The sequence below is a fragment of the Deltaproteobacteria bacterium genome, assembly GCA_018668695.1.
GTDB lineage: Bacteria > Myxococcota > XYA12-FULL-58-9 > XYA12-FULL-58-9 > JABJBS01 > JABJBS01.
Window position 1 is genome coordinate 1 of record JABJBS010000217.1, and the last position, 15,157, is coordinate 15,157.

The following is a 15,157-nucleotide window of genomic DNA, read 5'->3' on the forward strand; positions in this document are numbered from 1 at the left end:
AGGCTTTCCTCCGCGACGATGTCGAGTTTATCTTCAGATACTAACCCTTCAAGAATCGACCGAGCTTTACTTTGATGACCCAAGTGGCGTGCTTCCAAGCGAGCAAGTTCAAGTTGAGCCATCCGGCCCGTCATGGATTGTTTTTCAGTTGAGAGCACTCTGAGCAGAGTTGCCGCTCGTCCGTAATCTCCAACGGCCCGGTGAATGGTTGCCAACAAGTAGCGTGCCTCGTCGCGTTCTCGCGGGTTTAAGGTTGAGAGCTCGTCACCCGAAAGAAGCGATTCAAGTGCTTCAATAGCCAGGCTATGCTTTTGGTCTCGCCAGAGCGTACGAGCACTGTGGAGAAGCTCCATGGCCGATGCTTTGGCTACTTTCGGCTTGGCCTTCTTGGCTGGGGCAGGTTTCTTAGAGGCGGCCTTGGTTGCGGGTCGAGCTTGCTTTTGAGTGGGGGAGTACTCTGGGGCTTGTTCGGATTCCGCATCCAGGGCCGGGGAGGGTAAAAGTCCGGCTTGCGGGCTTTCGAGGGTAGGGCTTTTCACGGGTGCTTGCGGTTGTGTTCCAAAATGAGAAGTCATCGCAACCTGTAATGGTTTGGTTCCTTCAGCTAAGTTTTGTGGCTCGTCACCGACTTCAACAGATTGACCAGCTAAGAGCATGGTGATGTCACCGCTGTTTGAGCGCACTTCAACTTTACCTCGGTTCACAGCAACCGTTGTTGAGAGAGCTCCGGTATTCACTGCGAATACTGTGCCGCGAATAATAATGGTGGCGTGAGGGGTAATAATCTCCAAAGGATCTTGGTCTTTAGCCCGATTAAATTCTGCGACCATGGCACCGCGACTCAGGTCAATGGTGCGCGCGGTTCCTCTTTGCCGAACGAGGGTTTTAGTTTGTGCGGTTTGAAAGGCAACGACACCGGGTCCAACAGCGAGTACTTTGTCGAGCTGCATTGGGGTTGTCGTTTGCGTCGGGGTTGCAGTCTCTGCTTTCTGAGCAACGACCGCGCCGGCAGAGGAGTCGAGTCCTTGTTCCTCAAGTGCAGGGTTAGAAAGCACCATGAGTAATGCAGCGGCACAGGCAAGGCCAGCGGCTGGTAGGGCGAACCACTTGCGCCAATCAAACCCCGCGCTAAGTTCGAGAACAGGAGCATCTTCTTGGCGAAGAGTACGATGAATATTATTTAATATATTTCTTTTATTAGCATCGGTGAGGGCGGGTGGCCCCACTCGAGCGGCTTGCTCGAGTTCATGCAACAAATACAATTCATTGTTGCAGCCGGCGCATTTCTTCAGATGCAGTTCAAGCTTTTGGCGTGCAAGGGGAGTTCCCTCACCCATACGGTAGCCATGCAGCTCTTCTCGCAATTTCTGGCAGTCTGGCCGAGTCATAACGAATATCCTAAGCGATGTGACGGTTAAGCATTGAGGTGTCCATTCTTTGATGGTGCTCAAGTGCCCGTCTAATTTCTAATCGTGCTGCCCGCAGTCGGCCAGCAACAGTGTTAACGGAACTTTCAACAATGGTCGCAATCTCTTCTAAGGTGTGACCTTCAATTTCATAGAGAACAAATACGATTCTCTTTTTGGGTTTGAGTTTGTCGAGTACACTTGCGAGCAGTTCCCGAGTTTCGCTACATTCCACACTTCTCAGGGGAGTAGCTTCACTTTGGTAGGCATCTGCAGGCTCATTACTCACTGCCTCTCGCAGCTTGAACCAGCGCTTTTTCTTACGTAAGTGGCCAAGTGCCACATTGACGGTGATGCGATGGAGCCAGGTCGCAAAACTTGAGTCACCGCGAAAACCATCGAGATTACGGTAGACCTGAACGAAGGTTTGCTGGATGAGATCATCAACATCTGCGCCGGCTCCTACGATTCCATAGAGCTGACGCTGAACCCGGTCCACGTAGGAAAAGTAAAGCTCGTCAAATGCTCCGGGGTGCCCGTTGCGTGCCTTATCTACGAGTTCCTGGTTACGCATCGATTCTTCACTCTCTCCGTGCAAAGCGCCTGTCTCCTCTTAGATGCGTGTACGCAGAGATTTTGTCAGAAAAAATGGGGTCGAGGATACTATTTCTTGAGAGCGGCAATGCCCAGGCTGATAAAGTCTAATTAAAACAGTTGGTAACGGCATCCCAGAGCACCAAAAATAGAGATACTGCCGCGATTTAAAAGGTTTTGGTCCTGAAGCGTATAATTGGGGTGAGATGGTGAGAAATCCATAAAAACAAACGCTAAGATGCTGAATTCATTCGTGATATTGTAATCGAGGCCTGTGCCTACCCGTGTTGTGAAAAAGGTATCCATGGCTCTGTAGGTCGGTGATTGCCCGCTGCTCTCTGTGGAAGATTGAGTCAGCGAGATCCCGGCACCGGCTGAGGTGGCAAGGGTGAGATCACCCCAAGTAAGGTACCAGCTGGCAGCAGCGAGCAGGGTCCACTCCTGCAGTCTAAGTGTCGCAACCGAGCTCTCATTGGATTGTCCACTTCCTAAGAGCCGATGGAATCCGAGTTGCAGACCCAAATATAGAGATTTCCAGGTCTGTATTTGCGCGCCTATCTGGGCACCGACGGTGGCTCTTTTGGCCGCAGTTAAGGTTCCTAGAGTGGTCATTGCATCGAGTTGAAGCCTGTTGGCTGTCGTGCTCGCTTCAGTTCTTGGCTGAGGTTCCGGTTGCGGCTCTGGGATTGGGTCGGGCTTTTGGGCCTGCAGAATTTCCCGAAGTGCGTCGCCTCGCCTTTTAATGACACCTTCAACCACCAAGGCGATTTGCCGAGCGGTCTCAAGTGAGTCGGCAGACGGTCCAAGTGAGCGTTTAAAGAGTTTTGTTTGATTGGAATCTTGAAGGATAAAAAGAAGAACAGTTTGTCCCTGGTCGCCTCGTTGCTCCGAGAACTGAAGGGTGTAGAACTTACCTTGGTTTTGAGTGGGCGTGGTACTGACCAGGAGCTCTGGAAGCCGCGCTTGAAGCTCTTCCAATAAAACAGCTGTTTCTAAATGAGCACTGCTGACCTGCCCGTCAAGATAGAGCCCGGTCTCTGGAGTCGTGCTCATAATGAGCGTCATGAGAGTAACCGCCAGCATCGTGATGAATAGTCCTTCCAGTCCTAAGCCTGTCAGTTGATGGCTCTGACTTCAAGACAAGCACATTAGAGAGATTGTACAAAAATTCCAATGAAAAGAAACGGTAATGCCTTAAGCCGGGGTGGCGTGGAGGGCTTGAGTTCAAAGGGGCACGGGCCTACCTTTAAGCAAGTGCTTAGCGCTTACAGATTGAAGTTCTCCGGTGCATATGGGATTTGCTCAAGGGGGAATTACGAGGAGTCCAAGAATGTTTGATTTGAGTAATAAAGTTGCCATCGTAACCGGCTCAAGCCGAGGTATCGGAAGAGGGATTGCTCACCAGCTTGCCCGTCAGGGTGCCCGGGTTGTGGTCACGAGCCGAAAGCTTGAAGCTTGTGAAACCGTAGTCAAAGAGATTGAAGCAGACGGTGGTCAGGCAATCGCCGTAGCATCGAACGTTGGCCAAAAAGATGATGTGGCAGCTTTGGTAGAAAAGACAATCGAGACTTATGGTCAATTGGACATTGTCGTTTGTAATGCTGCAGCGAACCCAGCCTTTGGCCCGATGCAGACTTTAGAGGACGAAGCGTTTGATAAAATTATGCGGGTCAATCTGCAAAGCAATATCTGGTTATGTAATTTCGCAGGTCCCCATATGGCAAAGCGCGGTGGCGGATCGATGATTCTCATTTCAAGCATTACCGCTTTAGACGGAAGCCGCGTGATTGGAGCCTATGCATTGTCAAAGGCGGCTCAGATACAGCTTGCTAGAAACTTAGCGGTTGAGTGGGGCCATCAAAATGTGCGCGCCAATTGCATTGCGCCAGGACTTATTCAAACCGATTTTGCACGAGCACTTTGGGAAAACGATGAAATTCGCAAGCAAATAGAATCAAGAACCCCTCTCGGGCGTATCGGTGAGCCTGATGATATTGCGGGTGTCGCCGGCTTTTTAGCATCAGATGCTGCGCGCTACATTACGGGCCAATTGATTGTTGCCGATGGCGGGGCAGTTGTTGGCGGAGAAATGTAGAGCGGCTTTAGCTTTCGTCTGCAATCGAGGAGTAAGGCATCTCGCTTCTTAGCCGATTGGCTTCTACGAAGTGTCCAAGTACCTCAGACCAAGCAAGTGGTCGAAAGTCGAGTTCACGACGCGCTCGGCTTGTATCGAGCGTCGTGTTTTCCGGGCGTGCGACAATTTCCCAGCTCGCGTCGTCAGCAGGAACTGAGCGCACCAAGCTTGATGAAACGCCAAGCTGTTCCGCAAGTTCAACGGCAACACGGTCAAAAGGGACATCTGTATCACCAGAGAGTTGATAGACTCCCTCTTTACGCTCTTTCCCAATCAGGATTGCGGCTTGAACAATTTGGTCCGTCGCCACGGGCGCAATGAACATATCGTTTATCGCTTCGATGTTCTCACCGTTTTGCAATGCGTTGGCCCACTTGCATAAGAGAGGTGAGCGCGGTCCAAGTGCATTCGATAATCGGATGACACTGTACCCGCAATCCAGCTTGCTGAGGTGCTCTTCAACGGCGACCTTTTGTTCTGCAAACCGGCAATGGGGTCGTTGTCGATGGTCAGGCTTTACATGTGCAATGGTTCCATCAAAAATCAGGTGCGATGAGAAGTAAACAATGAAAGTTCCCTGAGCATAAAGTTCACGAATCAGACGAATCTGGCTTTTGACGTTCACTTCCCATGAAAGTCCAGGTTGTGCTTGGCACTCGGCAAGCTTGGTCATACCCGCACACATATAAGCCACATCAACTTTTTGATTGAGCTGGAATCTCTGTGGGTGCTCTAGGTCGAGTCGCTTCAAATTGGGATTGTTGGGGTCGAGTTTTTTAGACGTGGTGATGACGGAGGCACCTGAGTCTTCGAGTGCCGTTGCGAGTGCGCCGCCGATTTCACCGTCGCTTCCTAGAATTAAAGCCGTTAATTCTTCTTGGCTCACGCCCCACTCCCTTATTCAATGCTTATATTTCACTTACGCCGCTTGGTCGCGATCAGCATCTATTTACTAACTTATGCGATTGCCTAGGGTACTGCCACTCTTGGTGGTTTGTACCCAGTGGTTCATGTTCTCGTTTTCAGTGGTTTCTCAAACCGTAGGGTGTTGAAATCATTCGTCATTTTTTTGTTTTCACGGTTGTTGATAAGTTTATTCGCACAGATTTTCAAACCTATGGACCAACACCTACCGTTGTGGCAAATCACCCTTAACCTGTTCAAAAGGAACGCCTCATGCTTAAGTTTGCTTTGGTTGGCTGTGGAAGAATAGCCAAGCGACATTCAGATCTTCTGGGTCACGGCGAAATAGCCGGTGCACAGCTCGTAGCAGTATGTGACCTGGATGCCGACCGTGCAAAAGTTATCGCCGGAAAATTTGATGTACCGCATTTCACAGACATGCATGAGATGATGCAGAAAGTAGAACCTGATGTGGTCAGTGTCCTCACTGATAGCGGGTCTCATGCGGATGTTGTGGTTTCACTTGCGGCTTACGGAAAGCACATTGTGGTTGAGAAACCCATCGCGCTTACTTTAGACGATGTTGACCGGATGATTACGACTTGTGATCGCAATGGCGTGAAGCTTTTTGTGGTTCAGCAAAACCGGTTCAACGTACCTGTGGTAAAATTAAGAGAAGCTCTTGATGAAGGTAGATTCGGAAAGTTGGTGATGGGAACTGTTCGTGTTCGCTGGTGCCGTACTCAAGAGTATTACGACCAAGACAAGTGGCGCGGAACCTGGGAGCGGGACGGTGGCGTGATTTCGAACCAGGCGATTCACCATGTTGATCTCTTAAGCTGGATGATGGGTGATGTAGAGAGTGTTTTTGCAAAAAGCTCTACAGCTCTGGTTGATATTGAAACCGAAGATACGGCAGCCGTTATAGTGCGTTTTCGCAATGGCGCTCTCGGGATTATCGAGGCCACTACGGCGACAAGACCAAAGGATTTGGAAGGCTCAATTTCTGTTTTGGGAGAAAAAGGAACCGTAGAGATTGGTGGGTTCGCTGTAAACGAAATGAAGGTTTGGAATTTCACCGAAGCTCAGGACAGTGATGCCGAGACGCTGGAGAAATACTCGGTCAATCCACCGAATGTTTATGGATTTGGGCACAAGGCTTACTACGACCACGTCGTTGATTGCGTGGTGAATAAGAAGCAGCAACTGGTTGACGGCCTTGAGGGGCGTAAAGGTCTAGAGTTGATCTCTGCGATTTACGAGAGTGTGGAAACTGGGCAGGAAGTGTTCTTACGCTTTCAGCCCAAGCGTTGCCGCTTGGGCCTTTCGGCAAACAAGTGATCAAGGTGTAACGGCATTGCCATTGTGGTCGAGATAGACCACGGTTCCCAGATTAAGGGCAGCTACATCGCTTCCTGCAATCTTCCAATCTCCCACCACCACAACGATAAGATTTTTCACATCTATCAGTGCCTTGAGTTCACTTTGCGCTTGAGTCATAGGAACACCTGAAACACGAGTGTGGTAGTTTTGTAGCCAATCTGCCGGACGTTTGTATGCGTCCACACTTGCATACCGATTGAGTATTCCCGACGACTTTTCGAAGTAGGCGGGAAATCCTTGAAGCATACTGCTGGTGGCATTCTTAAACTCTTGCTCCGTAATAGGCTTCTCACCTGTGATTTGGTTAAGCTCCTTGAGAAACTCAACGATGGAAAGAGCCGTGGTATTGGCTTTTACAGAAGCACTGGCACGGTAGTATCCAGCAAGTCTCTGATTGGTAACGCCTGAACGTGCACCATAGGTATAGCCTTTGTCTTCACGCAGATTCATATTGATTCGGCTCGTGAACTGACCACCGAGTACTTTGTTACCAACTTGTGTGGCGGTTGAGTGAGCCGGGTCGAAGGCTGGAGCGGTGTTGCCAATGGATATAACGGATTGGCTGGCCCCATCTTTTTGTACCCAGTAGACCTTCACACCCTCATGGGCAGTTTTGGGGGTGAGTGTCAGTTCCGCCAGAGGCGTCGATGTTGATTCCCAAGCCCCCAAGGATTTTTCCAATGACGCTTTTATTACATCTTCGCTCATTCCGCTGACGATGGTGATTCCGATGTTCTTGGGCTGCCACACTGCTTGATGCCATTTTTGTAGGTCATCGCGCGTAATGCCTTCAATACTTTCGTGGGTACCGCGTTGCCATTGGCCTAGGTAAGAGTCTCCAAATAGGACGCTTCGAAAGACCTTGTCAGCAGTTTGTCGAAGATTGTCTTTCTCTGTGAAAATAGAGTTCTGTAAGTTTTTACGAACACGGTCTACGTCAGCTTGATTGAATGCCGGCTCTTGTAGAACATCCGCGAGGATAGCGAGGGTTGCGTCAAGCTTATCGTCCAGTGCATTCAGCGCGGCAGCTGAATACTCTAGGTCCGCATAAACTTGGATACTTGAGGCCAATGTTTGCAAGGCTTCACTGATCTCAATCCCACTACGCTCTGCGGTACCTTCTAATGGCATGCGCGAAGCAAACATAGCGAGCCCGCGCTTGGTCGCGTCTTCTTGAGCATAACCAGAGTAGGCGTTCACCTGAAGATGGGTGATTGGAACTTTGCCTGCCGGAATAAACGTAACAGGTATGCCATTACTGAGTTGAAACTTCACATAGGATGGTGGCGAGAACTCTGGTGCAGGACCAGGTTGAGGCATAGGTGGCCAAGCATCCTGGGCGGCATGGGCTTGATGATTAGACATGGTAACTCCGAGGGCAAGCAAACATAAGGTAAGGCATAAGTTCTTCATTATTTCGCAGCTCCTGCTTTAGCGGCTGATGCTTCTTTTGCAGCTTGCTGCGGCTTAACAATCACGGTGACGCGGTGCTTGGCCACAATCGTTGTTCGTGCCCATTTTGAGACCGACTCCTTGGTTATATTCATATAGCGCTTGAGGTCATCGGCAACCCAGTCTGTTTTGCCTAGGTAGTGGTTGTAGCGGTGAAGCATTCCCGCCTTTCCGGCTACACTTTCAATGCTTTGAAAGAACGACTTCTTCCAAGCGTTCTTTGCGCGTTCAACTTCCTCGTCTGTTGGCCCATCTCGCAGTAATATGGCGACCTCTTCATCGATTGCTTTTTGGACGTCGGCTATATCTTTCCCAGGCGCAGCAGTTGCCACAATTCGGTAGGTAGAGCCAAGTTGGCTGCTGTATTGAGCGGCGTAGACATCTTTAGCGATACGGTCATCATAGACGAGCCGTTTGTATAGCCTTGAGGTTTTACCATTGCTGAGAATGAGACTCAGAACATCAAGGTCAGCATCACCGGTTTGTAGAAACGGGGCACTTTGCCAGGTGTAATAAACACGTGGAAGCTGAACGTTATCTTCTAACTCAATGGTTTGGGCCTCAGGCAAAGTTGCCTTGGCAGAAGTAATGGCTGCCGGTGCCGCGCCCTTGGCGATGGGGCCAAAGAATTTTTGGATCCACTCTTTTGTTTGTACGGGATCAAAATCTCCGGAAACAACCAAAGTAGCATTATTCGGCGCGTACCACGCATTGAAGAAACCGCTCACATCATCGAGATTGGCTGCTTCAATTTCTTCATGACTACCGATGGTCAAACGGTGATAGGGGTGATTTTTATCCCACACGGCTTCAGCAATGACTTGGCGTGCCTTTGCGTAGGGTGCAATTTCATAATTTTGCCGACGTTCATTACGGACAACATCACGCTGGTTGTCTAGCTTTGCCTGAGTGAGTGCAGGAAGAAGAAAACCCATTCGGTCAGCCTCCATCCAGAGTGCTCTTTCTAAAACATTGGATGGAACAGTTTCGTAATAGTTGGTTCTATCGGTATTCGTCGTTCCGTTGATGCGCGCTCCAAAGGGCTGGAGCGGTGCAAAGTATTCGCCATCGGCATGCTGGGACCCGTTGAACATCAAATGTTCGAATAGGTGAGCAAAACCGCTGCGGCCCTGGGGCTCGTCCTTGGATCCTACATGATACCAGATCTCGACGTGGGCCAGCGGTGTAGCTGAGTCTCGATGCAGGACAACCTGCAAACCATTGTCGAGTTTGTATTCCTCGATGGGAATATGCAGTGTGGGAACCGTAGGGGTCATGCAGCCTGAAGCCATAACCATGAGAACTCCAATCATACCAAGTGTACGCATAGATCTTTCCTGTTTCAGCAGCACCTGAGCGCCAGATGATGATACCGGCAACTTAGGCAAATACCGGGGCGAGGGCCACCCCTGAAGCATGGAAATTGATAGGTTGAAGCCACTTGGTGTGCAGAGTACCATACTGCCAACCTCGTGAATTGGAGATAAACGTGAACTTCAATGGGATCTTCGTCGGTGCCGTGATTCTAGCTATGAGCTGTGAAGCTTCAGCACAAGTGGCTGATAATGCAGCAGCTGCAGAAGCCACATCGAGCCCTGGCAGCGTTGCTGAACCTTATAATTTTAAAGACCCTGGGGTGTTTGCCAGAGTCTTGGCGGAGCGCGGCATTGAGTTTGTTAGTAAATATGATTTCAAGGGATGCCTGGCCCGGGATAAACAAGATAATTGCCTGCCCACTGGATACATCGATGCCGTTGAAAAGGGCGAGCCATGGGAGTCTGCTTGGAAAGCAGAGTTGGCGATACGCAACCAAGATTTGATGGGTGCTGACAAATTACTTCGCAAACTGCGTAAAAGGTATCCAAACAATTCGAAGATCAGATGGTTGATGGCTAAGAGTATTTTCTTCCGCACAGAGGTGATGGACAAGGATGCTAAGAAGGTCAAAGGCAAGCTCCTGGCTGAGGGTGTTCAATGGGCCAAGGAATGCGTAGATATGGCTCCTAAGGATATAAACTGCCTTTTGCATTATGGGACACTCGTCGGCCGGTCATCTACGAACGAAGGTATCTTCAATACGCTTAGTAAGGGCGCGGTCGTGGAGGGTGCTTGGTTGGGAGCAGTGAGCACCGGAGAGCATTATAGATTCCCGTCCGCAAACACCTCTCTGGGAGCAACTTATTACGGCCTTGGGATCTATTATCGGTTGGTACCCGATAGCTGGTGGCTTGATTTATTTTTCGGAATTCGTGGAGATATCGAGCGGGCGATTAAATATTTGGAGCGGGCGCTGGGTACAAAGGCTGATCAGGTCGAACTCTATACTGAGCTTGCTGCTGCGAATTTTTGTAAATACACCCGCGAGGATTCTGAGACTGCTAAAGAAGCTGCCCACCGCTGGATTTCAAGATGTGAAAAACTTAAGGCCAAAGACCCTTTAAATGAGATCAGTAAACGCCATTGCTCTATGCTTAAAACCGATCCAGATTTGGGGTGTGGCTACAGCCGCGATGGTCAGCAGGAAACCGATATCGAGAACGCTAAGAAAAATAACCCAACGAAGAAGTGATCGTTAAGATCCATCAGAAGCTCGCGGTGTAGGCAAGTGTAGGACATTTTTGTCTTGCCAAATGGTTTACATGTCTTGTAAGAGCATTTTCGTGGGTTCAGCCGGCCTCGGTCCCCAAGCGTGTTTTGTTTATAGGCTCATCCGAGCCGCCGCTAATGCTGTCAGAACTAAGTTTTTTACTGCGAAGTCGCATTGTTGCGTCTGCAGTATGGAGTGAAGTGATGCTAGTACCAGCAAGAGATAGATCCGTCCAAGTAACTAAAATTAAAACGTTTTTTGCCATTTTATGCACCATTGCCTTGGTGGCATGTGGCGCTGAGACCACGGGCATTCAAGCAAGTACCCAAGAAGGTCAGACCAGCTTTGTTGAATTAAGCCACTTAGATGGCGTGACTCCGCTTCGGACCGTGACGCTTACGCTTGAGCCCGGTCGTACCAAGCGGTACCGCATTAAGGCTGAGCATTTCGAGGCTCATTTGACTCAAACGGGTGCAGTTCCAGCTCGGCTTTCGGCCAAGCACTACGCCATCGATATATATGGGGAAACGAGTACGACGGCGTGGGTTCGTGCCGAATCTGACGATGTACAGCTGCGTAACTGGACTTTACGGGTTCAGAACTTAGGCAGCGAAACACTACACGCCACCGTTTCCGCGTATCATTTAGACGACTTAGTCGTGATTGAAGAAGAAGCACCGTCTACTCGGGAGACTGAAGTCATTTTCAGCCCCATGCCTTATTACCAGAGTCACCTGCATCGCATCATGGAGCGCATGGCTGAGGCCGAGCATTCTATCGATGTTGCGATGTACAGCATGAGTGACACATCCATTCGTAATGCCTTAGGCGAAGCTGTCGAGCGCGGCTTATCGGTACGAGTGATTTTCGACCCAGCATCGTCTGAGCGAAAAAATCCCGAAGGTACTCGCTCAGCACACCTAGAGTCGATGGGTATTGATGTGCGTTACGTTAATAAAATCATGCACCATAAATTCGCATTGATTGATGGTGTGCAGGATGAGGGCGGCGACGCAGCTTCAACGACAGTCATCACAGGAAGTGGCAACTGGTCTTATGGCGGTGCAAGTAAGTACGATGAAAATACTGTGATGGTCCGCGGCGATGCCGAACTGGCCACAACATTTCAAAGTGAGTTTAACCACATGTGGGCCAACTCACGCGACTTTGAATACAATTTAGACCTGTCCTACTTTGAGACCTTGTATGTAGAGCGACCAGATTTGGAGCAAGTGGATGGTCTGGATGTCGCGTTTACATCGGATAACTTCACCACTTATGTGTCATCGCGTTACGGGGCCACTTTTCGTGCACGAACTGGCTACAATACAGTGGCCGATCGAATCGTCAGTCTGATCAATGAGGCACAAGAATCTATATGGATCGCATCAGGACATATGAGAAGTCGTCCTATTGCAGACGCGCTCAAAGCGAAGCGAATCAGTCACCCTGAATTAGACATTCGCGTTTACCTCGATGGACAGGAGTATGTCAGTGGCTGGAAGCAGGGCGATCAGGTTCGAAAGCTTCAGGAATGCTTAGAGGCGGCTGGCGGACGCGCAAATAAAGAGCAGAAGTGCTACGACGTAGGCTATTACTTTGGATACGAACTCGGTGATTCCGGCATGGATGTTCGCTATAAATTTTATGCTTTTCGCTGGAACTACGGTTACGCGGTTCAAATGCACCACAAGTACATCATCGTGGATGGAAGCAAGGTTGCAAGCGGTAGCTACAATTACTCGGACAATGCCGAACATAATACTCTTGAGAACGTAGTGTTCTATTCTGCGAATCGCTACCCGCAAGTTGTAAACGCATTTGTTGAGAATTTCCAGTCCATTTGGAACACCGGCGATGGGTTACTCGAAGAGTTGATTAATGTGGTTCAAACCGATGATACATTTCCAATCGTTTTCGATTCGATGGCACTGAGCTGGACAGACGTTACACGGCTGAAAAATGTCATTCGCGAGAATTGTCCTGAAATCTACAGCGACGAGTTTCGAAACAATGCAACTGAGCATCTAACTTGCACCCGTCCTTAGACGCGGGTGACTAAACTAATAATAATATCTAATATTTAATAAAGAGTTCCTCTTCGGGCCGGGGTCACTGCTTGCTGCATTAAGTGACTCCGGCCAATACTCCCCACGAGCATACGGGTCCCCCAAGATTCGGAAGAATCCAAGCAGATTCAAATTGTTTGGGGGAATCAATAGAGACTTAAAGCTAGGATGAGCTTAGAAACGTGAAAGCAAGATTTAGCTTTCCGCAGTGATGTCCGAAGTTTTGAGCGCCTTGATCACCAGATTCAAAAAGTCGGCTTCGGTGATAAGACCTTGAAGTTCTTCATCTTCAACAACAGGCAAACAGCCAATTTTACGCTCAGCCATAATCGTAGCTGCTTCCAGCGCAGAAGTGGTTGGCTTCACGGTCATAACCTGTCGAGTCATGATTTGAGCGACCGGGATGTGGCTATTGATGTCTTTGCTCTCTTCAGCTGTAAGCTCAGTGAGTGAGCTGACCTGAGCGCGCAGTAGATCACGATGCGTGACGAGCCCGACGAGTCGATTGTTGTTTACCACAGGGAGGTGGCGAATTCTGGCCAGCTTCATGATCTCGTCAGCGAGATCCAGTGATTCATGTTCTGCAAGGGTAACGAGCTCTGAGCTCATCAAATCGCCGACAACCACTTCCATAGAAGTACTCCTCATTTGGGTTTCGCTCCGTCTAATAGAAGCGCACCGAGATGGGAACATCTAAAATGCTCGAAAGCGGCTCTAAGATCGGTTTTTTGCCTTCAAAGTAGGTCGATTTGGCTTGGAACCCGTCCAAAGTACCGGAATCCAGCCCAAGAGTGGGATGAGGAACACAAGTGAGAAGCGCGTTTGAACGAAGCTCTTCAAAATACAGAAGAATCCGGGCTTGAGCTTGGCCTCGTGGCCCGGGTTTTTGTAGTAGGCCCGTTCGTGGGCGTGGAATAAAGAGGGCCAGAGTGGGGGAGAAATCCGCCAGATGAGCGATGGTTTCCTGAGGATTTTACCGATTAGCTCTTTGATTTTATAGGGCTTTTTACCATACTGGCCCACGGCTTGGTTGAGGTCTTCTTGCATCAGGTCACGCACTTTGTCGGCAATGGCTCGAAATTCATCCAGTGAAATCTCTTCGAAGGGTTTGCTAACCCATTCGTAGGGCTTGATGCGTCGACCAATGACGTAGGTGAGCTTTGCTGGAAACCCGAAGTAAAACATCCACGGAAACAAGAGCAGTGGAAGCAAAATAGGCCCGAGCGGTAGAAATGGAATACTGAGCTTATTCATCAGCCGGTTCACGGCATGAGATGTGTAAGTCCATGGATTGACGTATTCAGCGTTCACGGTGGATATCGGGATAATATCGGTTTGATGCTTAATGGCCATTCGTACGAATGATGATGAAAAGCGCTGAAGGTCGTACCGGTTGTTGAATCCTTTGGCCATACCCGGAACGCCTTCTGGGTAAATCAGGACGTCTGACTCCCCCGAGGCCATCATGGTCTCAAAGTTGTCTGTTGTAGCGTCCACGCAACCGCAGCGTTTCCAAAAATTGGGCAGTAAATAGGGTGCAGTTAGCCGCGTGTAGCTCAGCATGGGTGCAGCCAGCGCCCGTGGCATCCGCTGTAGATTGTAGTCTTGTTTTTTTAAAGTTTGTGACGCGAAAATAATGGCATCCCAAGGAAAGGCCATGCCCGAGTGATTACTGGCGTAGATGAGCGGACGTTCAGGTTGAACTCTTTCCTCGTTACCATCAAAACCGATGAATTGGGTACGAAAGTAGTCGTTGGCGATGGTGTCCATCAAATGCGTATTGGCGCTGCGTACATACTCAGGGTCGAAGTAACGTTTAAGTTCCAGAGCTTTGTCGACCAGTTCTTGGTCTTGTTCGGAAGCAGTCATCAGAGGGTAAGCCTTTGTCTTCTACTGGAGGACCAGATCTAAAAACGCTTTAAGAACAGTTGATGCTTCAGGGCTTGGGCGAAATGCTGAGAGTTGTTCTTCACGTTCAGAATTGCTCATGTTCCCGGCGTAGCCCTCAAGGTAATGAAGGAATCTATCTTTGTTGGTGTCCATGTCGAGTTCTGGATGGAATTGGACAGCCCAGATGGGCTTATCACTTACGCGAAAGGCCTGGTTGGCTGAAAGGTCGCTCTCTACCAAATTGAGGCAGTTTTCAGGAGGCGCAAGTACATGATCTTTGTGCCCCATTTGCGCATTGAAAGACGGTGGCAATTTACCAAGCAGTGGATCGTTTTGGGCGTGTTCGGTGAGGCGCATCGTGTAGGTGCCAACTTCTGTACGGTCAGCATCTTGAATAACCTCAGCACCTTGAGCGCGCGCTAGGCAATGAAAGCCATAGCAAACGCCGAGGGTTGGTTGGCTGGCTTCGCAGAGTTCGCGCAGTACATCGAGGTAGGAATCAAAGTTGGGTAAGTCCCCTTTGGAGGCGTAATAATTCCCGCTACCGCCCAGGAACACTGCCTGGAACTTTTTAAGATCTTCAATCTTAACAGGAGCTTGAAGGAGGTTTCGAACTTCGATCTGGGACGCGTCGAGCTCTAATTTTTGCGCGAAGCATTTTAGCTCGTGACTTGCCATCACATCATTGGGATTACGGGCCTGTATCAGTACAATCTTTGGCTTCATCCAAAAGGTATAC

The 15,157-nt window shown here is 49.5% G+C and carries 13 protein-coding genes; 4 read left to right on the forward strand and 9 right to left on the reverse strand.

Annotated features, from left to right (window positions below; translation table 11 throughout):
* From HOK28_11460 to HOK28_11470, 3 genes are all read right to left on the reverse strand, one after another.
* The coding region (locus HOK28_11460; protein ID MBT6433703.1) for a hypothetical protein at positions 1 to 1,388 on the reverse strand (1,388 nt) is incomplete at its 3' end.
* 10 nt (positions 1,389 to 1,398) lie between these two features.
* A complete protein-coding gene (locus HOK28_11465; GenBank protein ID MBT6433704.1) occupies positions 1,399 to 2,004 on the reverse strand; it encodes a sigma-70 family RNA polymerase sigma factor in 606 nt (201 codons plus the stop codon).
* A 107-nt stretch (positions 2,005 to 2,111) separates the two neighbouring features.
* Positions 2,112 to 3,065: a hypothetical protein gene (locus HOK28_11470; protein ID MBT6433705.1), complete on the reverse strand. Its 954-nt coding sequence runs from the start codon at positions 3,063 to 3,065 to the stop codon at positions 2,112 to 2,114.
* A gap of 265 nt (positions 3,066 to 3,330) precedes the next feature.
* On the opposite strand from HOK28_11470, the gene HOK28_11475 reads away from it, so the two are divergent.
* Entirely contained in the window at positions 3,331 to 4,095 is a 765-nt protein-coding gene (locus HOK28_11475) for an SDR family oxidoreductase (protein MBT6433706.1), read from the forward strand.
* Positions 4,096 to 4,102: 7 nt separating this feature from the next.
* On the opposite strand, the gene HOK28_11480 is transcribed toward HOK28_11475, so the two are convergent.
* Entirely contained in the window at positions 4,103 to 5,020 is a 918-nt protein-coding gene (locus tag HOK28_11480) for a sugar nucleotide-binding protein (protein ID MBT6433707.1), read from the reverse strand.
* 290 nt (positions 5,021 to 5,310) lie between these two features.
* Here HOK28_11480 and HOK28_11485 point away from each other — a divergent pair, with 290 nt between their 5' ends.
* Positions 5,311 to 6,378 (forward strand): Gfo/Idh/MocA family oxidoreductase, encoded by a 1,068-nt coding sequence (locus HOK28_11485; GenBank protein ID MBT6433708.1) that lies wholly within the window; start codon positions 5,311 to 5,313, stop codon positions 6,376 to 6,378.
* Here the strand turns inward: HOK28_11485 and HOK28_11490 are convergent, their stop codons facing one another.
* On the reverse strand, positions 6,379 to 7,785 hold the full coding sequence (locus HOK28_11490) for an insulinase family protein (GenBank protein ID MBT6433709.1): 1,407 nt from the start codon (positions 7,783 to 7,785) through the stop codon (positions 6,379 to 6,381).
* A 47-nt stretch (positions 7,786 to 7,832) separates the two neighbouring features.
* The gene (locus tag HOK28_11495) at positions 7,833 to 9,200 is read right to left on the reverse strand and encodes an insulinase family protein (GenBank protein ID MBT6433710.1); all 1,368 of its coding nucleotides are present in this window, start codon (positions 9,198 to 9,200) and stop codon (positions 7,833 to 7,835) included.
* 161 nt (positions 9,201 to 9,361) lie between these two features.
* Here HOK28_11495 and HOK28_11500 point away from each other — a divergent pair, with 161 nt between their 5' ends.
* Entirely contained in the window at positions 9,362 to 10,441 is a 1,080-nt protein-coding gene (locus tag HOK28_11500; protein MBT6433711.1) for a hypothetical protein, read from the forward strand.
* A gap of 221 nt (positions 10,442 to 10,662) precedes the next feature.
* A complete protein-coding gene (locus HOK28_11505) occupies positions 10,663 to 12,507 on the forward strand; it encodes a hypothetical protein (GenBank protein MBT6433712.1) in 1,845 nt (614 codons plus the stop codon).
* Between the two features lie 216 nt (positions 12,508 to 12,723).
* Here HOK28_11505 and HOK28_11510 read toward each other — a convergent pair whose 3' ends face one another.
* From HOK28_11510 to HOK28_11520, 3 genes are all read right to left on the reverse strand, one after another.
* On the reverse strand, positions 12,724 to 13,161 hold the full coding sequence (locus HOK28_11510) for a CBS domain-containing protein (GenBank protein MBT6433713.1): 438 nt from the start codon (positions 13,159 to 13,161) through the stop codon (positions 12,724 to 12,726).
* Between the two features lie 81 nt (positions 13,162 to 13,242).
* The gene (locus HOK28_11515; protein ID MBT6433714.1) at positions 13,243 to 14,397 is read right to left on the reverse strand and encodes a hypothetical protein; all 1,155 of its coding nucleotides are present in this window, start codon (positions 14,395 to 14,397) and stop codon (positions 13,243 to 13,245) included.
* A 21-nt stretch (positions 14,398 to 14,418) separates the two neighbouring features.
* On the reverse strand, positions 14,419 to 15,144 hold the full coding sequence (locus tag HOK28_11520; GenBank protein MBT6433715.1) for a hypothetical protein: 726 nt from the start codon (positions 15,142 to 15,144) through the stop codon (positions 14,419 to 14,421).
* Positions 15,145 to 15,157 lie beyond the last annotated feature (13 nt).

Bases quoted from the DNA above. Each gene is read 5' to 3' on its own strand.
- HOK28_11490 (MBT6433709.1), bottom strand. From the start codon at position 7,785: ATGTCTAATCATCAAGCCCATGCCGCCCAGGATGCTTGGCCACCTATG.
- HOK28_11495 (MBT6433710.1), bottom strand. From the start codon at position 9,200: ATGCGTACACTTGGTATGATTGGAGTTCTCATGGTTATGGCTTCAGGC.
- HOK28_11485 (MBT6433708.1), top strand. From the start codon at position 5,311: ATGCTTAAGTTTGCTTTGGTTGGCTGTGGAAGAATAGCCAAGCGACAT.
- HOK28_11475 (MBT6433706.1), top strand. From the start codon at position 3,331: ATGTTTGATTTGAGTAATAAAGTTGCCATCGTAACCGGCTCAAGCCGA.
- HOK28_11470 (MBT6433705.1), bottom strand. From the start codon at position 3,065: ATGACGCTCATTATGAGCACGACTCCAGAGACCGGGCTCTATCTTGAC.
- HOK28_11505 (MBT6433712.1), top strand. From the start codon at position 10,663: ATGCTAGTACCAGCAAGAGATAGATCCGTCCAAGTAACTAAAATTAAA.
- HOK28_11515 (MBT6433714.1), bottom strand. From the start codon at position 14,397: ATGACTGCTTCCGAACAAGACCAAGAACTGGTCGACAAAGCTCTGGAA.
- HOK28_11510 (MBT6433713.1), bottom strand. From the start codon at position 13,161: ATGGAAGTGGTTGTCGGCGATTTGATGAGCTCAGAGCTCGTTACCCTT.
- HOK28_11520 (MBT6433715.1), bottom strand. From the start codon at position 15,144: ATGAAGCCAAAGATTGTACTGATACAGGCCCGTAATCCCAATGATGTG.